At 67.1% G+C, this 21,401-nt stretch carries 19 protein-coding genes; 7 read left to right on the forward strand and 12 right to left on the reverse strand.

Going from position 1 to position 21,401, the window contains the following annotated elements; all coding sequences use genetic code 11:
- Window positions 1–3: 3 nt before the first annotated feature.
- Window positions 4–618 (reverse strand): HAD family hydrolase, encoded by a 615-nt coding sequence (locus QFZ94_RS02880; protein WP_429455518.1) that lies wholly within the window; start codon window positions 616–618, stop codon window positions 4–6.
- 66 nt (window positions 619–684) lie between these two features.
- Entirely contained in the window at window positions 685–1,860 is a 1,176-nt protein-coding gene (locus tag QFZ94_RS02885; protein WP_429455519.1) for an epoxide hydrolase family protein, read from the reverse strand.
- A 116-nt stretch (window positions 1,861–1,976) separates the two neighbouring features.
- On the opposite strand from QFZ94_RS02885, the gene surE reads away from it, so the two are divergent.
- On the forward strand, window positions 1,977–2,753 hold the full coding sequence (gene surE / locus QFZ94_RS02890) for a 5'/3'-nucleotidase SurE (protein ID WP_429455520.1): 777 nt from the start codon (window positions 1,977–1,979) through the stop codon (window positions 2,751–2,753).
- Window positions 2,754–2,785: 32 nt separating this feature from the next.
- On the opposite strand, the gene QFZ94_RS02895 is transcribed toward surE, so the two are convergent.
- Both QFZ94_RS02895 and QFZ94_RS02900 read right to left on the reverse strand, forming a co-directional pair.
- Window positions 2,786–3,547 (reverse strand): DUF4148 domain-containing protein, encoded by a 762-nt coding sequence (locus QFZ94_RS02895; protein WP_368583657.1) that lies wholly within the window; start codon window positions 3,545–3,547, stop codon window positions 2,786–2,788.
- A gap of 181 nt (window positions 3,548–3,728) precedes the next feature.
- Window positions 3,729–4,628, reverse strand: coding sequence for a DMT family transporter (locus QFZ94_RS02900; protein WP_429457685.1), 900 nt, complete (start codon window positions 4,626–4,628; stop codon window positions 3,729–3,731).
- A gap of 246 nt (window positions 4,629–4,874) precedes the next feature.
- On the opposite strand from QFZ94_RS02900, the gene QFZ94_RS02905 reads away from it, so the two are divergent.
- Window positions 4,875–7,160 (forward strand): PA14 domain-containing protein, encoded by a 2,286-nt coding sequence (locus tag QFZ94_RS02905; RefSeq protein WP_429455521.1) that lies wholly within the window; start codon window positions 4,875–4,877, stop codon window positions 7,158–7,160.
- Window positions 7,161–7,337: 177 nt separating this feature from the next.
- On the opposite strand, the gene QFZ94_RS02910 is transcribed toward QFZ94_RS02905, so the two are convergent.
- Together QFZ94_RS02910 and QFZ94_RS02915 are read right to left on the reverse strand one after the other, a co-directional pair.
- The gene (locus QFZ94_RS02910; RefSeq protein WP_429455522.1) at window positions 7,338–7,973 is read right to left on the reverse strand and encodes a carbonic anhydrase; all 636 of its coding nucleotides are present in this window, start codon (window positions 7,971–7,973) and stop codon (window positions 7,338–7,340) included.
- A gap of 320 nt (window positions 7,974–8,293) precedes the next feature.
- Window positions 8,294–8,569 carry a DUF1488 domain-containing protein gene (locus QFZ94_RS02915; RefSeq protein ID WP_013091756.1) on the reverse strand — a complete coding sequence of 92 codons (276 nt, stop codon included), beginning with the start codon at window positions 8,567–8,569 and terminating at the stop codon, window positions 8,294–8,296.
- Window positions 8,570–8,774: 205 nt separating this feature from the next.
- Here QFZ94_RS02915 and QFZ94_RS02920 point away from each other — a divergent pair, with 205 nt between their 5' ends.
- Complete coding sequence (locus QFZ94_RS02920; protein ID WP_429455523.1) at window positions 8,775–10,268, forward strand: MDR family MFS transporter; 1,494 nt, start codon at window positions 8,775–8,777, stop codon at window positions 10,266–10,268.
- Window positions 10,269–10,305: 37 nt separating this feature from the next.
- On the opposite strand, the gene QFZ94_RS02925 is transcribed toward QFZ94_RS02920, so the two are convergent.
- From QFZ94_RS02925 to cbiE, 6 genes are all read right to left on the reverse strand, one after another.
- Entirely contained in the window at window positions 10,306–11,481 is a 1,176-nt protein-coding gene (locus tag QFZ94_RS02925; RefSeq protein ID WP_429455524.1) for an alpha/beta hydrolase family protein, read from the reverse strand.
- Between the two features lie 2 nt (window positions 11,482–11,483).
- Window positions 11,484–12,491, reverse strand: a complete 1,008-nt coding sequence (locus QFZ94_RS02930) for an AraC family transcriptional regulator (RefSeq protein WP_410842465.1) — start codon at window positions 12,489–12,491, stop codon at window positions 11,484–11,486.
- Between the two features lie 169 nt (window positions 12,492–12,660).
- Window positions 12,661–13,389: a precorrin-4 C(11)-methyltransferase gene (gene cobM, locus QFZ94_RS02935; protein ID WP_429455525.1), complete on the reverse strand. Its 729-nt coding sequence runs from the start codon at window positions 13,387–13,389 to the stop codon at window positions 12,661–12,663.
- 20 nt (window positions 13,390–13,409) lie between these two features.
- Window positions 13,410–14,150, reverse strand: coding sequence for a cobalt-precorrin-6A reductase (locus QFZ94_RS02940; protein WP_429455526.1), 741 nt, complete (start codon window positions 14,148–14,150; stop codon window positions 13,410–13,412).
- The gene (locus QFZ94_RS02945; protein WP_429455527.1) at window positions 14,147–15,247 is read right to left on the reverse strand and encodes a cobalt-precorrin-5B (C(1))-methyltransferase; all 1,101 of its coding nucleotides are present in this window, start codon (window positions 15,245–15,247) and stop codon (window positions 14,147–14,149) included. The genes QFZ94_RS02940 and QFZ94_RS02945 overlap by 4 nt, the downstream gene beginning before the upstream one ends.
- On the reverse strand, window positions 15,247–16,470 hold the full coding sequence (gene cbiE / locus QFZ94_RS02950) for a precorrin-6y C5,15-methyltransferase (decarboxylating) subunit CbiE (protein ID WP_429455528.1): 1,224 nt from the start codon (window positions 16,468–16,470) through the stop codon (window positions 15,247–15,249). The genes QFZ94_RS02945 and cbiE overlap by 1 nt, the downstream gene beginning before the upstream one ends.
- Window positions 16,471–16,781: 311 nt before the next feature.
- Between cbiE and cobG the strand changes: the two genes are divergently transcribed.
- From cobG to cobJ, 4 genes are read left to right on the forward strand one after another with little or no spacing between them, the layout of a single operon-like run.
- Window positions 16,782–18,254: a precorrin-3B synthase gene (cobG, locus tag QFZ94_RS02955; RefSeq protein ID WP_429457687.1), complete on the forward strand. Its 1,473-nt coding sequence runs from the start codon at window positions 16,782–16,784 to the stop codon at window positions 18,252–18,254.
- The gene (locus tag QFZ94_RS02960; protein ID WP_429455529.1) at window positions 18,247–18,873 is read left to right on the forward strand and encodes a precorrin-8X methylmutase; all 627 of its coding nucleotides are present in this window, start codon (window positions 18,247–18,249) and stop codon (window positions 18,871–18,873) included. The genes cobG and QFZ94_RS02960 overlap by 8 nt, the downstream gene beginning before the upstream one ends.
- Complete coding sequence (locus tag QFZ94_RS02965) at window positions 18,874–19,617, forward strand: precorrin-2 C(20)-methyltransferase (protein ID WP_368583669.1); 744 nt, start codon at window positions 18,874–18,876, stop codon at window positions 19,615–19,617. It begins immediately after the preceding gene.
- Window positions 19,614–21,368, forward strand: a complete 1,755-nt coding sequence (gene cobJ / locus QFZ94_RS02970) for a precorrin-3B C(17)-methyltransferase (protein ID WP_429457689.1) — start codon at window positions 19,614–19,616, stop codon at window positions 21,366–21,368. The genes QFZ94_RS02965 and cobJ overlap by 4 nt, the downstream gene beginning before the upstream one ends.
- Window positions 21,369–21,401: the final 33 nt, after the last annotated feature.

Genomic DNA, 21,401 nt, shown 5'->3' on the forward strand with positions numbered 1-21,401 from the left:
CGGCTAAAGCACACCCCGCCGCGCGAATTCGACCGCGAGGCCATCCGCGTCGACGAACCGGTAGCCCTGCAAACCAGCCGCGAGCGCGCCGTCCACGTTGGCCTCGCTGTCGTCGATGAAGAGCGTCTGCGTTGCGGCCGCGCCGAGCCGTTCAACGCAGCGCAGATAGGTTTGCGTGGCGGGCTTCGCCGCGCCGAACGCCGCCGACGAATAGACGTGCGGTCCAAAGAGCCGCGCCACGGGCGGATTCAGATAAGCGATGTGATCGGTCAGCAGGCGGCAGTTATTCGTCAGTATCGCGATGCGGCAACGCTGCGCCGCGCGCGACGCCAGCGCGAGCACCGCTTCGTTTGGCCTGATGGACGCGAGTCGCGCGTCGAGCCATTCGGCGCGGCTCACCGGATAACCGAGCAGCGCGCCGAGTTCGCGCAGATATTCGTCGTCGCTGATTTCGCCGCCGTCGGCGCGCGCCTCGAGTCCCGAGCCCCAGATCGCATGACGCACGGTCTCTTCCCTGCAGCCCGCGATCGCCGCGAGACGCTCGACACGCGCGGCGCGGTCGTAGTGCGACAGCACACCTTCCAGGTCGAACAGAAGCAGCGTGACGGCTGCGCTCATGCCGTCGATCTCCCGGGTTGAAGTTTGCGCGGTGCGCGATGCGCTTTTTGCGCGCTGCGCTGCGGCCTAACGTGTTTTCTGCCGCAACGGCCTGAAGAACTTGCGAAGCTCGGCCGCCAGCAACTCGGGCTTTTCCATCGCCGCGAAGTGCCCGCCGGCAGGCATTTCGCTCCACTGCACGACGTTGAAGGTCCGTTCGAGCCAGCTGCGCGGCGGATGATTGATCTCCTTCGGAAACAGCGCGAAGCCGACTGGCGTGTCGATGCGCTCGCCGTCGGAGAAACGCATCGGCTGCAGGCGGTTTTCCCAATACATCTGCATCGCCGGACCGATGCACTGCGTGAACCAGTACAGCGAGATATTGGTCAGCAGCTCGTCGATCGAGAACACGCTTTCGACGTCGCCGCCGCAATCGCTCCACGCGCGAAACTTCTCGCCGATCCATGCGGCGAGTCCCACCGGCGAGTCGTTCAGCGATGCGGCGACGGTCAGCGGCTTGGTGCTGTGCTGATGCGCATAGCCGCCTTCGAGTGCGGCCCAGTCGTTCTTCTCGCGCAGATAGTCCTGCTCGGCCGGCGTCAGCTCCCGCTGCGCCGCGCCGATCGCGGGCTCATAGGAACTCGGCAGGAAGTTCAGGTGAATGCCGTCGACCACCCGCGGATGATGCGCGGCCAACGCGATCGACACGCCCGCGCCAAGATCGCCGCCCTGCGCGCCGAAGCGCTCGTAGCCGAGCCCGCGCATCAGCGACACCCACAGGTCCGCGACCTGGAACGCGGACATGCCGGCTTGCGCGGGCGCAGGCGAAAACGCGAACCCCGGCAGCGACGGCGTGACCACGTCGAACGCGTCGGCGGGATCGGCGCCGAACGCGGCCGGGTCGCACAACTGATCGAGCAGCGCGTGAAACTCGAAGAACGAACCGGGCCAGCCGTGCGTGATCACGAGCGGATAAGCCTGGAAGCCCGGCGTCACACTCGCGGCACGCCGATGCGCGAAGTGCACGGTCTGGCCGTTCACGTCGGCGAGAAATTGCGGCAGCCGGTTCAACTTGCGTTCGGCCGCGCGCCAGTCGAATTGCCCAGCCCAATAGCTCGCGAGTTCGCGCAGCCAGGCTGGGTCGGCGCCCTGCTGCCATGCGGGCGCGGGCGTCGCGGGCGCCCAGCGGGTCGCGCGGATGCGGTGGCGCAGATCGTCGATGTCCTGATCGGCGATCGCAATCTCAAACGGGTCGATCTGCATGGGGTCGTCCTGGGTCGGTTGGCGGCTCAACGTCATCGTACGCGCGTCGAATGAAAGCCGGATAATGGGCGTCCCTTCCGTACGATTCATTGACCGACCCACAGGAGATTGACGCGATGTCCGCTTACGAATCCAAGGTGCCGCGAGTGCTGCTGACGAACGACGACGGGATCGACGCGCCCGGCCTCGCCGTGCTCGAAGCGGTGGCCGCCGAGCTCGCGCACGAAGTCTGGGTGGTCGCGCCCGAGCACGACCAGAGCGGTACCTCGCATTCGATCAGCCTGCATTCGCCGCTGCGCGTGAGCCGCCAGGGCGAACGCCGTTTCGGCGTGACCGGCACGCCCGGCGATTGCGTCGTGATGGGGGTGCGTCATCTGATGCGCGAGGCGCCGTCGCTGGTGCTGTCCGGCGTCAATCGCGGCGGCAACCTCGGCATCGAAACGATGTTCTCCGGCACGGTCGGCGCGGCGATGACGGGTCTGCTGCTCGGGCTGCCGTCGTTCGCGCTGAGCCAGGTATTCACCGATCGCGAGCGCGTGCGCTGGGACACCGCGCGCACGCTCGCGCCCGGCGTGATCCGCCAGTTGCTCGCGATCGAGCATGCGGCGCCGACCTGCCTGAACATCAACTTCCCGGACGTCGATGCCGCCGATGCGGGTCCTCTGACGCCGACTCGCCAGGGCGTCGGGCTCGTCAGGGACATCGAGGTATTGCCGGAAGTCGATCCGCGCGGCATCGCGTATCACTGGCTGCGCTTCGATCGCGGCCCGCGCGAGAACGAGGCCGACAGCGAAACGGCGACGGTCGCGGCGGGTCGCGTCTCGGTCACACCGCTCGCGTTCGATCGCACCGACGAAGCCACCTTCGCGCGGCTCGCCGCGTCGTTGATCTGACGGTTGCACGGAACGCGGCGCAATACCCCGCTTCAGTGCGCTCCAGGTCCCGACGGTGCGGGTCTGCCGAACGCGGGCATCGTGCCGTTCTCTCTCGCGCGCGCGAGTTCGGCCTGTACCTCGGCGCGGGTTTTGGGGCCGCTGTTGACAATCGCTTCAGTCGTGGCCTGGCTGCTTTGCCCCGAGCGCGGCATCGACCATGCCGATTCGACGCCTTGCGTTGCATGTTGCGGCGACTGCCGTACCTCCGGCGCGACGCCAGCCGCTTTCTTCCCGGAGCGCTCCGCAGTAGAACTTTTCCGGTGGCTGCTGCCCCGCGCATGATTACCCGATGTCGTCGCAGCGCTTTGCGCTGAACGCGGTTTCGTCGTGGTGCCCGATGCAACCTGGCTATGGTGTGAGCGCACCGTCTTTGCCGCAGGCGGCGCCTGGGTCCGGTTCGAACTGACCGCGGGCTGTGGCGGCAGATTCGCCGGCTGCGGCTGTGGTTGCACCTGCGGTTGCGGCTTGTTCGACTCCCGCGCGAACTGGAGCGCCGCGATGGCCAGTGCGTCGCCTGCCTGCGCTCCGATCGATGGCGCCGGCTGAGACCGCAACGCAGTCACGTCGTCGGGCAGCGCATGGTGCCGCGCCGCCGCCGCGCCCGTCGCGCCGACACTCCGTTCGCCATCGGCGACGAGGCTCACGTCCCGGCCGGACGACCAGTCGTTGTCCAGCTGCGACACGTAGGCCCCAATCGTCACCGCGCCGAAGACGAGACCCGTCAACACGATCATTCTCGGTTCGCTATACAAGGCACGCTCCCCCTTTCGACAGAACGACGACCCATTAGTCAAAGTGTCGGCGATCCGAAGAACAGTGTTTCGCTTTTAGACCCAACAACTGACGAATCGGCGGATCTGGTCGTGGATGTGTCCGAAACCGACGGGCATTCTTCTGTCCAAACGGGCCCTTTAACCGGAGTGCCAGGAGGGCTCAAACGAGCGGTCCTTCCTCGGTCTTGCCGCGCATCGCGACGGCAACCGAACTGCCGACGATCAACGCGATACCCAGCATCGAGATCCCGCCGATCGTCTCGCCCCACACCAGATAGCCGAACAGCGCGGCCCACACGATGCTCGTGTAGTTGTACGGCGCGAGCGCGCCGGCGTCGGCATCGCGGAACGCCATCGTCATCAGCAACTGTCCCGCCGTCGCGAGCGCGCCGAGCAGCGCCATGATCGCGAGCGCATCGAACGACGGTGTGCGCCACGCGAAGATCAGCGACGCGCCCATCACCGCGGTGCCGACCAGCGTGAAGTACAGCACGGTCGTGCCCGAATCGTCGCTCGCGTTGATGCGCTTGATCTGGATGATCGACAGCGCACCGCACAACGCGCTCGCGATCAGCAGCGCCGGGCCGAGCCAACTCGAATGCGAGCCGTCCGGACGCACCACCAGCAGCATGCCGGCGAAACCGACCGCCGCGGCCAGCGCGTCGCGCGGCTTCAGCGTTTCGTGCAACAGCAGCGGCGCCAGCACGATCACGAGCAAGGTCTCCGAATAGACGATCGCGACCGCCTCGCTGAGCGGCATGTACGGCAACCCCGCAAAGAACAGGCCCGATGATCCGAGCAGCGTCAGCGCGCGCAGGGTCTGCCCGCGCACGTCGAGTTGCCGCAAGCGCGTGACGAGCGGCTTGCCGCGCAGACACATCGCGACGGCCGGGAACAGACCGAACAGCATGCGGAAGAACGTGACCTCGTTGGCCGGATAGGCGAGCGCGAGCGATTTCGCCAACGCGTCGACGAGCGCGAAGCAAAGCATCGACACGAGGATCAGCGCGACGCTGCGCAACGGTACGGCGCTCGGGCGGACGGCGACGACGGGCGGCATGGACGGTTCGGGTTGAACGTGGGTCATGGGGAAACAGGATTATGCCCGCGCTCGCGCGCGCCCTCGCGCGTACGCCGCGCACCCGCTTTGGCAAATCAGGGAATCCACCGATACTGGTCAGACGAACTAATAATATTATTCATAGCGATTTTTGCGCCGTTACACCGACGCTTCAAGTGCCTTCGTCGTATGCATTTTTAATAATAATTATGACCATCGATCAAGCGGGGACCTCTGGAGATACAGGTGCGCAATTTCTATGTACTGGCCGCGCTCGCGATGCTGAGCGCCTGCGGCGGTAATGACGGATCGCCCAACGTGTCCGCTACGGCGGACAAGCAGGTGAAAGCAATCGATGCGACAGCGGCTGCGGCCGCCACAGCCGACGTGCAGAACGAGTTCAAGGCTGCCAAAGCCATCCCGGTGGGCATGAAAACGACCACCCCGCCGCTCGTGATCGCCGACCCGACGCTGAATCTGGCGCCGTACACGCCCCCGGCGCCGCCCGCCCCGACCGCGACGACGACGTTGTCGTTCGGCGATTTCACGAGCTACCTCGCACCCGGTTCGGCGAGCGCCTGGCACCCAGGCGCGAGTGCGTCGACGCTCGCGATCGACGCGCCGCCCGCCAACGGCACCGGCGCCGGCGACAAGGCGGTCGCGCTCGGCACGACCTACGCGAGCGCTTCGTACGAAGCGGACGTGACCGTCACCGCGCCGGTCGGCACGGGCCCCGCGAACGCCGGTTTCGTCGTGCGCACGACGAAGCCGACCGCGGGCGGCCCGGACAGCCTGACCGGCTATTTCATCGGTCTCGACACCGGCTCGCATGCGCTCGTAGTGGGTCGCGAGAACAACAACTGGACCAATTTCATCCAGTATCCGGTCGCCTCGATCGTCGGCGGCAGCACGCATCACCTGAAGGTGACGACGAGCGGCAACGCGATCCTCGTCGACCTCGACGGCCAGCGCGTGGTGAGCGCCAACGACGCGACCAACGCGCTGCCGGCGGTCTTCCAGTCGGGCAGCTTCGGCGTGCGGCGCTTCGGTGTCGGCGTGTCGTTCAGCAACATCACGATCCATACGTATCCGGCCGTGACCTCGCCCGTCTACGATTTCTCGAAGGTGGTCGGCGCGGTCTACACGCCGTCCAATGCGGTCAACGCGATCGACTTCTGGGAGAACTACGACCCCGAGATCGTCAACCGCGAGCTCACCTATGCGCAGACCTACGGCATGAACACGGTCGCCGTGTATTTGCACTATCTGGTGTGGGCCAACGATCGCGTGGCCTTCCTGAGCAAGTTCGAAAACCTGCTGACGATCGCCGCGCGGCACGGCATCAAGGTCTCGCCGATCTTCTACGACGACTGCTGGAACCCCAACCCGCAATACGGCCCGCAGCCCGCGCCGGTGTGGGGCGTGCATAACAGCCAGTGGGTGCAGTCGCCGGGCACGCCGGTCGAGCAGGCGTATTTCCAGGCAAGCGCGTCGAACCCGGCGATTACGTACAAGCAGAGCCTCGCGAACTACATCACCGACTTCGTCGCGCCGCATCGCAACGACCCGCGCATCATCTTCTGGGAGCCGATGAACGAGCCGGGCTGCAGCGGCAATGGTTCATTGCGGAACACGCGCGCGGTGATGATGAACGATGCGCGCATCGCGATCCTGAACGCAGGCGCAACGCAGCCGATCAACTCGCCGCAGGTGCAGGAAGACGAAGGCACCTACTTCTCGGATTTCTACGGGTTCCATCCGTACAACAACCCGTACACGGGTCCGGTGAATGGCAGCAACATCAACGCGATGAACTCGGAGACGCTGCAACGCGGCTTCACGGGCACGACCGGTCAGACGATGCCGGGTATCGTCGCGAACTACGGCGGCACCACCGGCTTCATCGTGTGGGAGCTGATGATCGGCCGCACCAATACGCGCTTTCACTGGGGCCAGACGCCGAGCGCACCCGCGACAGTCGAACCGGCGACGCCGTTCCAGGGGACCTTCTACCCGGACGGCCATCCGTGGCAGACGTCGGAAACGCAGGCGCTGACGGGTGGGTTCGACGTCAAGCTGCCGGTGCTGCAGGTCGCGTACTACAACGATCCGACCTTCAGCGCGGCGCCGGTGAAGACGTCGATCACGCCGCTGATCGACTTCGATCTGAACACCGAGCGCGGCACCGATTCGCCTGATGCATCGGCCGGCGTCAACGCGACCAACTACGGCGTGCGCTGGACCGGCGCGCTCAAGGCGGCGCAGGACGGCGAATACACGTTCACGATCAACAGCGACAACGTCGCGCGTCTGTGGATCAACGGCGTGAAGGTGATCGACAAAACGGGCACGACGCCGGGCAGCGCTTCGGGCAAAGTCCATTTCGCCGCGAACCAGAGTGCGTCGATCAAGGTCGAGTACGTGCACGGCAGCGGGGCGGCAAGCATGCATCTGCTGTGGTCGAACCCGGCTGCGAAGAGCCCTGATGTGTTGAAGATCGTGCCATCGGATTCGCTGGTGACGTCGAGCTGATAGAGATGGTTGTGCCGGGCGGCGCGGTGGCATCGACGCCGCGCCACCGCGCCGGCCAACCCAAAAAACAACGCGGCGCACCGGAAAAATCCGCTGCGCCGCGTTCTTTTTAGGCAATGCTTTTAGCAAGCTCGATCAGTTAATTTCTCAAAGCAAAAGCCCGTTCCAAATGCCACTTCAAACTGCATAAATTTCCGGATTATCCGCAAGCGACAAAAAGTTACCGGTATTCCCATCGAGTGCGAGCATTTCGCCGCTTTCGATATTGAAGATCCAGCCATGGAGCCGCAGCGTCTTGTTCACGAGCCCGACCGCCACCGACGGATGCGTGCGGATATTGGCGAGTTGCGCGATCACGTTGTCCTTGACCAGCGCCGCGAGACGCTCCGCATCCGAGTGATAGTGACGCGACGCGTTGATCGCTTTCGCCGTATCCGCGTGACGCAGCCAGCTCGCGACCGCCGGCATGTGCTCCAGATTCGTGCAGGACGAGATCGCCGTCATCGCGCCGCAGTTCGAATGGCCGCAGATCACGATGTCGGTCACGCCGAGCACGGCGATCGCATATTCGACGGTCGCCGACACGCCGCCCGGCTCCGGGCCGTACGACGGCACGATGTTGCCCGCGTTGCGGATCACGAACAGCGACCCCGGCTCGGTCTGCGTCAGCAGCTCCGGCACCACGCGGCTGTCCGAACAGGTCACGAAGAGCGTGCTGGGATTCTGCGCAGTCGATAAACGCTTGAAGAGCGCGCTTTGCTGTGGAAAGACCTCGCGTTGAAAGCGGATCAGACCTTCGATGATTTCCTGCACGATTTTCTCCAGAGAATCGAAGAGACGGATTTAAAGTTTGCCGCGACTATACCGCAGCCTTTCACTCGTCGCGCGAATCACCGTGCTAATCGTCGGACGCTCCAGCGGAAAATTGCCAGCGAAATAATGGTGTGCCTGGACGCGCCAAAAAAAAGACCCGGCTGCCGGCAGCCGGGTCCAACTCTCTCGCTCACACGCATGAAGCAATGTGTGCGTCGATACTGTAGCCGCGCCGGCGTCGCGGATATAGCCGCCGCGGTGGAAGAGTCCTTTCCACCGCGGCGCGAATCAATTGACCCGCTACGCGCTAAGCGGGTCGCTCAGTCGAAATCGCGCGTCTCGAGTTCCACGGACCGTCCCCCGTTGCGTTCGAGCACCCGCCGCGTAGCATTTTCAATGCGGGCGCGGTTCGCCTCGAACGTCCCCACCAGATCGTGAGCGGACGGGGCGCCGTTGCCGAGGCTGCCGTTGCCGAAATGGTCGTTGAGCGCGTCGAGCGACACGCTGCACCATACGTCCTTCCCGTCCACATTGGCCTCGTAGGCGACGCGCGCAGCAGCCACCACTTCCCGCCGTCCGGTGAATTCGATCCTCATGATTGTCCTCCGTGTGTCAAAGGGAAATCCGAATACGCAACGCTCATGCCCAAACCGGCCGGCTGCCCGGCTGCCCTGGCGCGAGCACGCATTCTGCGCAAGGTGCATACTCCTGAGCGGCCGTCATGCGCGGCCGCGCCGATGCGCCGCAGCAAGGCCTCCTCCGGGCCGTCGACGCACTCAACATACCGATACTACGCCCTTCATGTCCCGCAACACTCAATCTTCACGCCCGCTCGTGATCGCCGCCGTGATGGCCTCGATGGCGATGGTCGCGATCGAAGCGACCATCGTGTCGACCGCGATGCCGCAGATCGTCTCGCAACTCGGTGACCTGCATTTATACAGCTTGGTGTTCTCGTCGTTCCTGCTCACGCAGACCGCGATGACCGTGGTGTTCGGCAAGCTCGCCGATCTCTACGGACGCAAGCCGGTGATCCTCGCGGGCATCGCGATCTTCCTCGTCGGCTCGGTGCTCGCCGGCTTCGCATGGTCGATGCCGGCGATGATCGTGTTCCGGCTGATCCAGGGCATCGGCGCGGGAGCGATCCAGCCGGTCACGCTGACCATCGTCGCCGATCTGTACCCGGCGCGCGAACGCGGCAAGGTGCAGGGCTATCTGGCGAGCGTGTGGGCGATCTCGGCGGTCGTGGGTCCGATGGTCGGCGGCTTCATCATTCACAACCTGTCGTGGGCGTGGATCTTCTGGATGAATGTGCCGATCGGGCTGGCGTCGGCGGCGGGCTTCATCGCGTTCCTGCGCGAATCGGAGCGGCACGCGCGGCCGTCCATCGATCTCGCCGGCGCGGCGCTGTTCATGGCCGCGATCGCCGCGCTGATGATGACGCTGACCTACGCCGGCGACGATGCATTCGCGCCCGCCTCGCTCGCGGGCGGCGTGTTCGTGCTGTGCGTGCTGCTATTCGTGCTGCAGGAGCGTCGCGCGGCCGAACCGATGATCTCGTTCGCGCTATGGAGCCGCCGCCCGATCGCCGCATGCAACAGCGCGACGGTGCTGGCCGGCATGATCCTGATGGGCGCGACCACGTTCCTGCCGATGTACGTGCAGGGCGTGCTGCATCGTTCGCCCGTGGTGGCCGGCCTCGCGCTGACGATGATGATGGTGGGCTGGCCCACCGGCGCGACCTTCGCGGCGAAGTCGTTTCACCGGCTCGGCTTGCGGCGCATCCTGATCTGCGGCAGCGCGTTCGTGCCGCTCGGCGCGGTGCTGCTGCTGTTCCTGTCGCCGGGCGCGTCGCCGCTCGTCGCCGGATTCGCGTCGCTGATCATGGGCTTCGGCATGGGGACGTCGAGCGTCAGTTCGCTCGTGCTGATCCAGGAGATCGTCCGGATGGACGAACGCGGCAGCGCGACCGCGTCGAACCTGTTCTCGCGCAATCTCGGCAGCACGCTCGGCGCGACGCTGTTCGGCGCGGTGCTGAACTTCGGGCTCCGTCATTCGCAAGGCACCGCGACGGTCACGTCGGACCAGCTGAAGGCGCTGCTGCAGAACCGCGCCGCCGATCTCGGCGACAGCGATCTGGTCAGGCTGGTGCTGCACCAGTCGCTGCATCTGACCTTCGTGTCGATGTTCGTGATCGGGCTGTTCGTGGTTGCGCTGCTTTCGCTGGTGCCGATGATCCGATTCGGCGAGGACAAGCCGGCACCGCTCAAGACCCTGGCGCCGCTCGAGGATTGAGTCGCGCGGCGGCGCGAATCACTTGCGTTCGCGAGCGCTACGAGCCGCGCGCCGGCAGCGTCGCCGCGAAGAAATCACGCACCTGTGCCGCGGTTCGCGCATGAATCACGGCGCGGTCGACACCCGGTCCGTCCTTGCAGATGGGCGCCAGACGCTCCATCACCTCGGGCTCGCACACATCCATGAAGGTATAGTGCGAGGCGCCCGGGAGCATCGTCACCGTCGCTTGCGGCATGAAGCCCGCGATGCGGTGAATATTGGTGTTGACGGGCGCGGTCGTATCCGCCTCGCCCGCGAGCAGCGCGACCGGAATCGTCACTTCCTTGAACGACGAACTGTCGAACGCCTCGCCGAGCGCGGGTGCGATCGCGAATGCCGCCTTGACGCGCGGATCGCGATACGAGTCGCCCGAACGCGCGCGCGATGCATTCGTTTCGGCCGATAGCCCGTCGACCGTCAACGCCGGCGCGCCCGGCGCGTGCGCGAGACTCGCGGCTTCGGGCGGCGTGCAGATCGCATCGGCTTCGGGCGACGTGCAAAAGCGCTCGAACGCCGCGCTGTCGGTACGTGCGCCCGCGACTTCGAGCACCGTGTATCCGCCGAGCGAAAAGCCCAGCGCGCCGATCCTCGTCGTGTCGACGCGCGGACCGAAACGCGGGTCCGCGAGCACGCCGTCGAGCACTTCGCTCAAGTCGGTCGCGCGCTCCCACCAGAGGATGAAGCCGTCGCGCGTGCGCGGCTCCAGCGCGTTGTTGCCCGGATGATTGACGCCCGCGACGATATAGCCCTGCGCGGCCAGCGACGCCGCGAGCCAGTCGAGACTGTCCGCGCTGCCGCCGGTGCCGTGCGACAACAGCAGCAACGGGTATTTGCGCTGCGCGTCGGACAGCGGCGCATCGTCGGCGGCGGCGTGGCCGATGAACATCGGATGGCCTGGCGCGCCGATATCGTGACGCGTCTCGGCTTGCGTCGCATCGGCCGGATACCAGATGCGCGTGATCAACGCCTGTGTTTGCGCGCCACGCCAGTTGCGGGCCACGGCGGGATGAAACACGCGGCTCGTCTCGCCGACATGCCAGTCGGCGGAAGCGGTTTGCGCGTTGGCGTGCGCCGGCGACGCAGCCCACAGCGCGCCGCACAGCGCCCCCGACAATGCCACGCTCAACGACACCACCACCGCGCTCGACAGCGCGGCACAGCCTCGACGCATCATGGTTAGTCCTCGCGAATGGGGATCAGCAGATCGGTGATGCAGGGGTCCAGCGCGCCGCGATCGGGCGCGCTTCGATACAGTTCGAGCCCGGGCCGTTGATCGCGCCGGTAGCCACTGCGCGGCAACCAGCCGCTGTACAGTGCCCTGAAAGTGGGCGAGATCAGCGCATAAGGACCGATGAGGCGGTGCACCGCGTATAGCCCGCCTTCGAGCCGCAGCGGCTCGATGCCCGGCGGCGGCTTGGCCACACGCGAGCGTTGCGCGGCTTCGTCGAGCCGCTGCATCGCATCGCTGAACGCCGCCTGCGACCCCGCGACGACTCCCGCGTGATAGCAAAACCCGCCAGCGATCGACGGATCGCGCGCGCAGATGCCGACGCGCTGCTGCAACAGCGGGTTCTCGTCGCAGCGCAACGTCGTCATCAGCGTGTGGAAGGTCTGGCCGATCGTCGCGACCGGGCCGTCATGGCGAAGGCATAGCACGTCGAGCGGTGCGATCTCGATCACTTCGACGGATGGTGATGCGGGGGTGTTCTGGTTTTCAGCGTACTCGTCGCGGCGGCCGTCAGCGCCTATGCCATCGCCGTCGCCGCGCGGCTCGATGCGCGCATGCCCCGTTCGCCGTGTCCGCGCGGATGCCGCCGAAGCCGCCGGATTCGCCACCAGATGCCGCTGCCGCGTCCTGAACTCGCTCGGCGATACACCAGTGAAATCGCGAAACGCACGTGCGAACGCTTGGGGACTGTCGTAGCCAGCGTCGTGCGCGACCGCGGTGACCTGCGCGGCGTCGGTCAGCCGTTGCGCTGCCTCGGCGAGCCGCAGACGCTTGACGGTATCGGCGACGCTCTCGCCCATCAACGCGCGATAAATCCGATGGAAGTGATATGGCGACATATGCGCGACGGCCGCGAGGCTGCTGAGCGTGTGCCGCGCGCCGGGCTCGACCAGAATGGCCTCGACCACGCGAGCGATCCGTCGACGGTAATCACGTTCGGTGCTGGGCTTCATCATGGCGCCACGATAGCGGTCTGCGCGCCGGGTGGCGGTGCAGAACTTGCGGATTTTCGCGCTTTCGCGTTTTGGCGTTTTGCCAGGAAACGGGTCAGGCTCTCGCGCTGCGTCACATTATGATCGACAACGCACGCCGCTTTCCGACACCAGACAGGCTCTCACGGCGCCATCAATTGCCGCTCCCATACAGCGTCGAATCGGCGAAGCCTTCGGCGGCCAGCACCTGCCCGACCAGAATCAGCGCGGTCCGCTCGATCGCGCTGCCCTGCACTTTCGCGACGATATCGTCGAGCGTGCCGGTGATCTTTTCTTCGTCGGGCCAGCTCGCGCGATAGATCACCGCGATCGGACACGCGCCGCCGTAATGCGGCCGCAATTCATCGACGATGCGCGCGAGATGCCGCACGCCGAGGTGAATCGCCAGCGTCGCGCGATGCCGCGCGAGATCGGCCAACTGCTCGCCTTCGGGCATCGATGTTTTGCTCGCATAGCGCGTGAGGATCAGTGTCTGCGACACGCCGGGCAGCGTCAGCTCGCAGCCGAGCGCCGCCGCGCATGCGGCCGTCGCGGTCACGCCGGGTACGATTTCGTAAGGAATGTCCAACTCGCGCAAGCGGCGGATCTGCTCGCCGATCGCACCGTACAGCGACGGATCGCCCGAATGCACGCGCGCGACATGCTGGCCCTTCGCGTGCGCCGCCGCGAGCAGCGCGACGATCTGGTCGAGATCGAGTTCCGCGGTGTTGACGACCTGTTCGGCGCTGTGACCTTCGAGCACCGCCGCCGGCACCAGCGACCCCGCATACAGGATCACCGGACAACTGCGCACGAGACGCTGCCCTTTCACCGTGATCAGTTCCGGGTCGCCCGGACCCGCGCCGATAAAAAACACTGTCATTCAGTACTCCAGTTATTTGCTCACTGATCCGAAGCCGCTTGCGCGTGCGCGGGCAACGCATCGAGAAGATCGGCAATGGTGGCGAACTCGCGATCGACGTCGGGCAACACCGGCCGTCGCAGCATGATCACCGGCAAGCCGCGTTCGCGCGCAACTTCGAGCTTGGCCTCGGTCGCGCCGCCGCCGCTGTTCTTGCTGACGACGACGTCGAACGCCTGCAGCGCGAACAGCGCGCGTTCGCCGTCGAGCGTGAACGGTCCGCGCGCGGCGAGGATGCGCGAGCGCGCGGTGTCCGGATGCGAATCGAGCACGCGCACGGTCCAGAATTGATACGGCGGAATCTCGTCGAGATGCGCGAGCGGTTCGCGTCCGAGCGTGAATAGCGGCCTTCTGAAAGGCGCGAGCGCGTCGATCAGTGCGTTCCAGTCATCGACGATGCGCCAGTCATCGCCGGCTTGCGGCTGCCACGCCGGACGCCGCAGCGCCCAGCACGGCACCTTCGCGACGCGACACGCCGCTACGGCATTCGCGCTGATCCGCGCCGCGTACGGATGCGTCGCGTCGATCACGAGGCCGATCGCTTCGCTCGCGAGATAACGCGCCAGCCCCTCGCTGCCGCCGAAGCCGCCGACGCGCACCGCGCACTTCAGGTCGTCGGGCACCTTGCCGAGCCCCGCGAGACTGTACACATGCGCGGGACCGAGTTGGCGCGCGATCTTCAGCGCATCGCCGGTGCCGCCGAGCAACAGGATGCGCGTCATCGGGCGACTCCGACGAACTTGCCCTGCCGGTCGATCGCGAAGATTTCGACGCTGACCTGCGGCGGCACGATATCGCGTGCAACGGCCAACGCGTGCTGACAGACGATATCGCCGAGCGGCACCTGTTGCGCGTGCGCGAGCGCGAGCGCCTGCTGGCTCGTGTTGGCCGCGCGCATCGCCGCTTGCAGCGCGGCGTCGGCGCCATGCCCGGCGGCCCAGCCGGCGAGTTGTTCGAGATCGATGCTGGAGTTGCGGCTATGCAGATCGAGATGGCCGGCCGCGAGCTTGCTGAGCTTGCCGAAGCCGCCGCAAATGCTCAGACGCTCGACCGGCGCGCGCTTCACATGCTTGAGCACCGCGCCGACAAAATCGCCCATTTCGATCAGCGCGATATCGGGCAGGCCGTAGTGCGCGCGCATCGCGTCCTCGCTCGCGTTGCCGGTGCAGGCGGCCACATGCATATAGCCGTTCGCGCGCGCAACGTCGATGCCCTGATGGATCGACGCGATATAGGCGGAACACGAAAACGGCCGCACGATACCGGTAGTGCCGAGTATCGACAGTCCACCGACGATACCGAGACGCGGGTTCATCGTTTTCAGCGCGAGCGCTTCGCCGTTTTCCACGCAGAGCGTCACTTCGAAGCCGCCTTGATACGCATGATGCGAGGCGAGTTCGTCGAGGTGCTGCGTGATCATCTGGCGCGGGACCGGATTGATCGCCGGTTCGCCAACCGCCAGCGTGAGCCCCGCGCGCGTGACCGTGCCGACGCCCGGCCCCGCGCGAAAAATCACACCGGGCTCGGGCACGAGGCGCACGCGCGCGAACACCAGCGCGCCGTGCGTCACGTCGGGATCGTCACCGGCATCCTTGATCGTGCCGGCTTCGGCGATCCGCTCGCCGTCCATCTCCACGAGACGGCAGAACGTGAGCCGCATCGGCACATGCTGGCCCTTCGGCAACACGATCTCGGCGACCTCGCTGACCTCGCCCGCCAGCAGCAAACGCGCGGCCGCCAGCGACGTCGCGGTCGCGCAGCTGCCGGTCGTATAGCCGCTGCGCAGCGGCGCCGGCTGTTCGGGGGTTTCGTCGCGCATCACGAATCGGCTGACGGATTGGCGGGCTTGGTCACGTCGAGCAGCGTGATCGGCAACGCCTGGCGCCATGTATCGAAGCCGCCGAGCGGTTGCGCGTGCGCGAGCGCGATGCGTGTCAGCGTGCCGCCATGCTGCTCGCGCCACGCGGCGAGCACCGCCTCGCCTTGCAGCGTGACCGCGTTCGCGACGAGCCGGCCGCCGTCGCGCAGTTGCGCCCAGCAGGTGTCCAGCACGTCCGGCACCGTCACCCCTCCGCCGATAAACACCGCGTGCGGCGCGGGTAGCCCCCGCAACACGTCCGGCGCGCGGCCGGCCACCAGTTGCAGACCAGGCACACCCAGCGTATCGCGATTCTGTTCGATGAAGCGCTGCCGCGCGTCGTTCGCCTCGATCGCGATCGCACGACAGGTGGGATGCGCGCGCATCCATTCGATACCGATCGAACCGCTGCCCGCGCCGACGTCCCACAGCAACTCACCAGGCGCGGGCGCGAGGCGCGCGAGCGTGATGGCGCGCACGTCGCGCTTGGTCAACTGGCCGTCGTGGATAAAGGCGTCGTCGGGTAAGCCGCAGGTCAGCGGCAGACGCGCTGCTTGCGCGGACGCGCGGCAGTCGAGCGCGATCAGATTGAGCGCGGCCATCTCGCCGCCCGGCCATTGATCGGCGCGGCCATCGACACGCCGTTCGCGTTCACCGCCCAGATGTTCGAGCACGGTCATCTGAGTTGCGCCGTAACCGCGCGCATCGAGCGAGGCCGCCAGCGCCGCCGGGGTGTGGCCGTCCGCGCTCAGCACGAACAGGCGCGCGCCGTCGTGCAGATGCGCATTCAGCGTGGCAAGCGGCCGGCCGACCAGCGACACGGTCGCGACATCCTGCAACGGCCAGCCGAGCCGCGCGGCCGCGAGCGACAGCGACGACGGCGCGGGCAGCACGCGCAATTCCCCGGCCGGCAACTGCCGCGCGAGCGTCGCGCCGACGCCGAACAGCATCGGGTCGCCGCTCGCGAGCACGCACACCGCGTGCGGACGCTCGGCTAGCAACGGCGCGAGATCGAACGGACGCGGCCACGCGGCGCGGCGGGCGGCGATCCGCGCGGGCAGCATCGCCAGATGGCGCTCGCCGCCGTACACGACCGACGCGCCCAGCAACGCACGCCGCGCGGGCCGCCCCAAACCGGCGAAGCCGTCGTCGCCAATGCCCACTACGGTCAGCCATGCCGGCATGCATCCATCCTCATCAGTTGCGTCGATTCCTGAGCGATTGCACCGCGCCGCGTCGTGCATGCGGCTGCGCGCAGGCTCGGACGGCGGGTTTGGAAAGTCCGCATGATACCGCCGCCATGCGGCCCGCGGGTCCGCGGCAAGGCGCCATGCGTCGCGACCGGCGGCATCGCGCGATGGCCGGCAAACAGGCGCTGCGGCCATTGCGTAAAGATATAATGGCCGCTTTCATCGCCCACGGTCAGCCCGAAGCGCTTTTCGGCCGCATGGTTCACGCCGGCCTTCATCGGGCAGCATGCAGCGAGGCCGCCACCATGCCGTCGCGCGACGCTAAACCCGGTGCCCCATTGAATCGAGCTTCGCCTCCCCCCGTTTCGTCCCACGCGGTCACGTCACCGCGGTCCTCGGCATGTCCGGGGTTGCTGCGCATCGTCTCCGCGCGCGACGGCGGCATCTGCCGCATCAAACTGCCCGGCGGCGTGCTGAGCGCGGCGCAGGCACACGCGATCGCCGATGCGAGCACACGGCACGCGAACGGCGTCGCCGAGTTGACCAATCGCGCGAATCTGCAACTGCGCGGCGTGCGTCGCGGACACGAAGCTGCGTTGAGCGCAGCGCTGATTGGCGCGGGACTTGGACCGGCCGCCGCGAACGACCCGCACATCGCCACCCCCAACGCGCTCAGCTACGCCGACGACGTCCGCAACGTGATGATCAGCCCCGCCGCCGGCCGCGATCCGCACGCGCTGATCGACACGACGCCGTTGTGCGCGGAACTGCTCACGCTGCTGCAAAGCGATGTGCGCTTCGCCGCGTTGTCGCCGAAATTCGCGCTGCTGCTCGACGGCGGCGAACGACTCGCGCGAATCGATCATCCGCATGACGTGTGGCTCGCGGCGTCGGCTGACGAAGAAGGCGTGCGCTTCGTGTTCGGCCTCGCGGGGTGCCCCGGCTCGACAGGCGACAACGCGAACGCCGGCGACCATCCCGATGCCAACGGCACGAGTGCGCTCGCGGCCGCACCACCGTCGCGCGTGCCAGTGCTCGTGCGCGCGTTGCTGCACACGTTCCTCGACCTCGCCTCAGCCGACGCGACCCGCATGCGCGACCTGCTCGCCACGCACTCCGCCGATGCGCTTCTGCAGCACGCGCAACGCTACGTCGACTTCCCGCTCGCGCGCGACGCATCGCTGCGCGACTGGCAACGCCACATTCCCGCCGACGCGTCATTGCGGCTCGGCGCGCACGCACAGCACGGCGGCGGCATGTGGCACGTCGGCGGCCAACCGCCGCTCGGCCGGATCGACGCGGCCACGCTGCGCGACGTCGCCGCGCTCGCGCAACAACACGGCAACGGCATGCTGCACGCAACGCCATGGCAAAGCGTGCTGCTGCCCGACATCGCGACCAACGCCGTGCCCGCCGTACTCGCGAAGCTGAGCGCACTCGGCCTCGCCTGCGATCCCGCGCAGGCCATCACACATGTGATCGCCTGCGCCGGTTCGGCCGGTTGCGCGAAGGGCCTCGCCGACACCAAGACCGACGCGCTGCAACTCGCCGAACGCTTGCCCGCCGGCGTCGACGTGCATCTGACCGGCTGCCCGCGCTCGTGCGCGGCCGCGCATCGCGCGCCGTACACGCTGCTCGCCGCCGCGCCCGGCCGCTACGACCTTTATCGACGCGACGACCATCACCCCGGATTCGGCCAATGTGTCGCGCCCCAACTGACGATCGACGAGGCCGCCGCGCTGCTCGCGCGCCTCGCCCGGAGTACTTCCCATGCTTGATTACATTCGCGACGGTCAGGAGATCTATCGCCAATCGTTCGCGACGATCCGCGCGGAGGCCGACCTCGCGCGCATCCCCGCCGACCTCGAAAAACTCGCGGTGCGCGTGATCCACGCGTGCGGCATGGTCGACGTGATCGACGACCTCGCGTTCTCCGACGGCGCCGGCAGCGCGGGCCGCCGTGCGCTCGCGCAAGGCGCGCCGATCCTGTGCGACGCGGGCATGGTCGCGCAAGGCATTACGCGCGCGCGGCTCGCCGCGAACAACGAAGTGATCTGCACGCTGACGCACCCGGATGTGCCAGCGATGGCGCGCGAGATCGGCAACACGCGCTCGGCCGCCGCGCTCGAATTGTGGCGTCCGCATCTGGCGGGCAGCGTCGTCGTGATCGGCAATGCGCCGACCGCGCTGTTTCATCTGCTCGACATGCTCGATGCCGGCGCGCCGAAGCCCGCGCTGATTCTCGGCTTTCCGGTCGGCTTCGTCGGCGCGGCGGAATCGAAAGCGGCACTCGCGCAAAACAGCCGCGGCGTCCCCTATGTGGTGGTGCATGGACGGCGCGGCGGCAGCGCGATGGCCGCCGCCGCGGTCAACGCGCTTGCGACGGAGGTCGAATAAATGACGAGCCAGCTAACGAGCCGCGGAAGGCTATACGGCATCGGCGTCGGTCCCGGTGACCCGGAATTGCTGACCTTGAAGGCGCTGCGGCTGCTTAAAGCGGCGCCGGTGGTCGCGTATTTCGTCGCGAAGGGCAAGAAGGGCAACGCGTTCGGCATCATCGAGGCGCATCTGCACGACGCGCAGCAGCATCTGCCGCTCGTCTATCCGGTCACGACCGAAGCGCTCGAGCCGCCGCTGTCGTACGAAGCGATCATCGCGGACTTCTACGACACCGCCGCCGAAGTCGTCGCCGGCCATCTCGACGCGGGCCGTGACGTCGCCGTGGTCTGCGAAGGCGATCCGTTCTTCTACGGCTCGTACATGTATCTGCACGACCGGCTCGCGGCGCGCTACGACAGTGAAGTAGTGCCCGGCGTGTGCTCGATGCTCGGCGGTGCGGCGGTGCTCGGCGCGCCGCTCGTGTATCGCAATCAGAGCTTGTCGGTGCTGTCGGGCGTGTTGCCCGAAGACGAATTGCGCCGCCGTCTGGCCGATGCCGACGCGGCGGTCATCATGAAACTAGGCCGCAATTTCGACAAGGTGCGGCGCGTGCTCGACGAACTCGGACTCGCGCAGCGCGCGCTGTACGTCGAGCGCGCGACGATGCGCAATCAGCGCATCGTGCCGCTCGCCGAAGTCGATCCGATGGCATCGCCGTATTTTTCGCTGCTGGTCGTGCCGGGGCAGAAATGGCAAGGATGAACGCGCCCGCGATCGTGATTCTCGGTACGGGCGCGCTCGCGACGGCGCGGCGGATTCAGGCGCTGTATGTCGAGCGTGGCGCGCATATCGCAGCGGGCGTTGCTCCTGATTGCCAGGTCCACGCGCTGCAAGGCCGCGTCGAGGCCGACGTCTCGTACAGCGAACTCGGCACGCATCTGCGCGAGCTGTATGCGCGCGGCACGCCGATCGTCGCGTTGTGCGCGGCCGGCATCGTAATTCGCTGCCTCGCGCCGCTGCTGTCGAACAAAGGCGCCGAGCCGCCGGTGCTCGCGCTCGCCGAGGACGGCAGCGCGGTCGTGCCGCTGCTCGGCGGCCTCGCGGGCGTCAACCTGATGGCGCGCGACATCGCCGCCGCGTTGGCGGTGCAGCCCGCGATCACGACGAGCGGTGAATTGCGTTTCGGCACCTGCGTGCTCAATCCGCCCGATGGCTATGCGCTCGCCGATCTCGGCCAGGGCAAGCGCTTCGTGTCGGATCTGCTGGCGGGCGAAAGCACGCGCATCGAAGGCGACGCGCCGTGGCTCGACGACGCGCAACTGCCGCGCTCGGAGTCGGCACGTCTCGCGATTCGCGTGACGCCGCGCGCGTGGGAGGGGCGCGAAGACGAGCTCGTGATTCATCCGCGCAGCGTGGTGGCGGCTGTCGTCAGCGACGATGCCGAGTCCGCCGATGCGATCGTCGCACGCGTGCGCGCGGCACTGAAAGGGCACGGTCTCGCGATGCTTTCGCTCGCGGCCTTGCTCGCGCCATCGACGGGCATGGCCGACCCGGCGCTTGCGCAAGCGGCACGGCTTCTCGATGTGCCGCCACGCTTCTCCGATACCAGCGCCGAACCGGGCGAATCGAGTGCCGCACGCTTGCTGCAGACCGCGCTACGTGTCCCCCACGAAACGCTGCACGACGACGCTCATCCGAACGTCGCGCTCGCTCTCTCCCCGCTCGCCATCGACCCAGTGACGCTCGGCCGTGCCCGCGGCCGCCTGACCGTGATCGGCCTCGGCCCCGGTTGCGCCGAACTGATGGTCCCGGCCGCGCGCACCGCGTTGAACGAAGCGACCGACATCCTCGGCTACGACACCTACGTGAAAATGGCCGGCCCGCTGCGCGCCGATCAGCGCGTGCACGGCACCGACAATCGCGAGGAAATGCAGCGCGCGCGACACGCGTTCGAGCTCGCGAGCGAAGGCCGCTCGGTCGTGATGGTGTCGTCGGGCGACCCCGGCGTGTTCGCGATGGCGGCCGCCGTGCTCGAAGCGCTCGAAGCTTCTGGCAACGACGCATGGGCGGCCGTCGAACTATCGATCGTGCCGGGCGTGTCGGCCGCGCTCGCGACCGCGGCGCAGGCCGGCGCCCCGCTCGGCCACGACTTCTGCATGCTGTCGCTGTCGGACAACCTGAAGCCGTGGACGATCATCGAAACCCGCCTGCGCCATGCGGCGCAAGCCGATCTGGTGATGGCGTTCTACAACCCGATTTCGCGCGCGCGTCCGTGGCAACTCGACAAGGCGCTCGATATCGTGCGGGAATATCGCGCGCCATCGACGCAGGTGGTGCTCGGACGCGATATCGGCCGGCCTGGCGGCACGTTGCGCACAGTGACGCTCGGCGAGCTTCGCTCGGCCGACGTGGATATGCGCACGATGGTGATCGTCGGGTCGTCGCTGACGAGAAAATTCGCTTGTGGCGATAACGGCGCGCAGTGGGTGTACACGCCGCGGTGGTACGAGTAAGCGGGCCGTACCGGGTGGTGCCGGCCCGTCCCG

Source organism: Paraburkholderia sp. JPY465 (assembly GCF_050436725.1).
In the GTDB taxonomy this organism is placed as follows: domain Bacteria; phylum Pseudomonadota; class Gammaproteobacteria; order Burkholderiales; family Burkholderiaceae; genus Paraburkholderia; species Paraburkholderia youngii.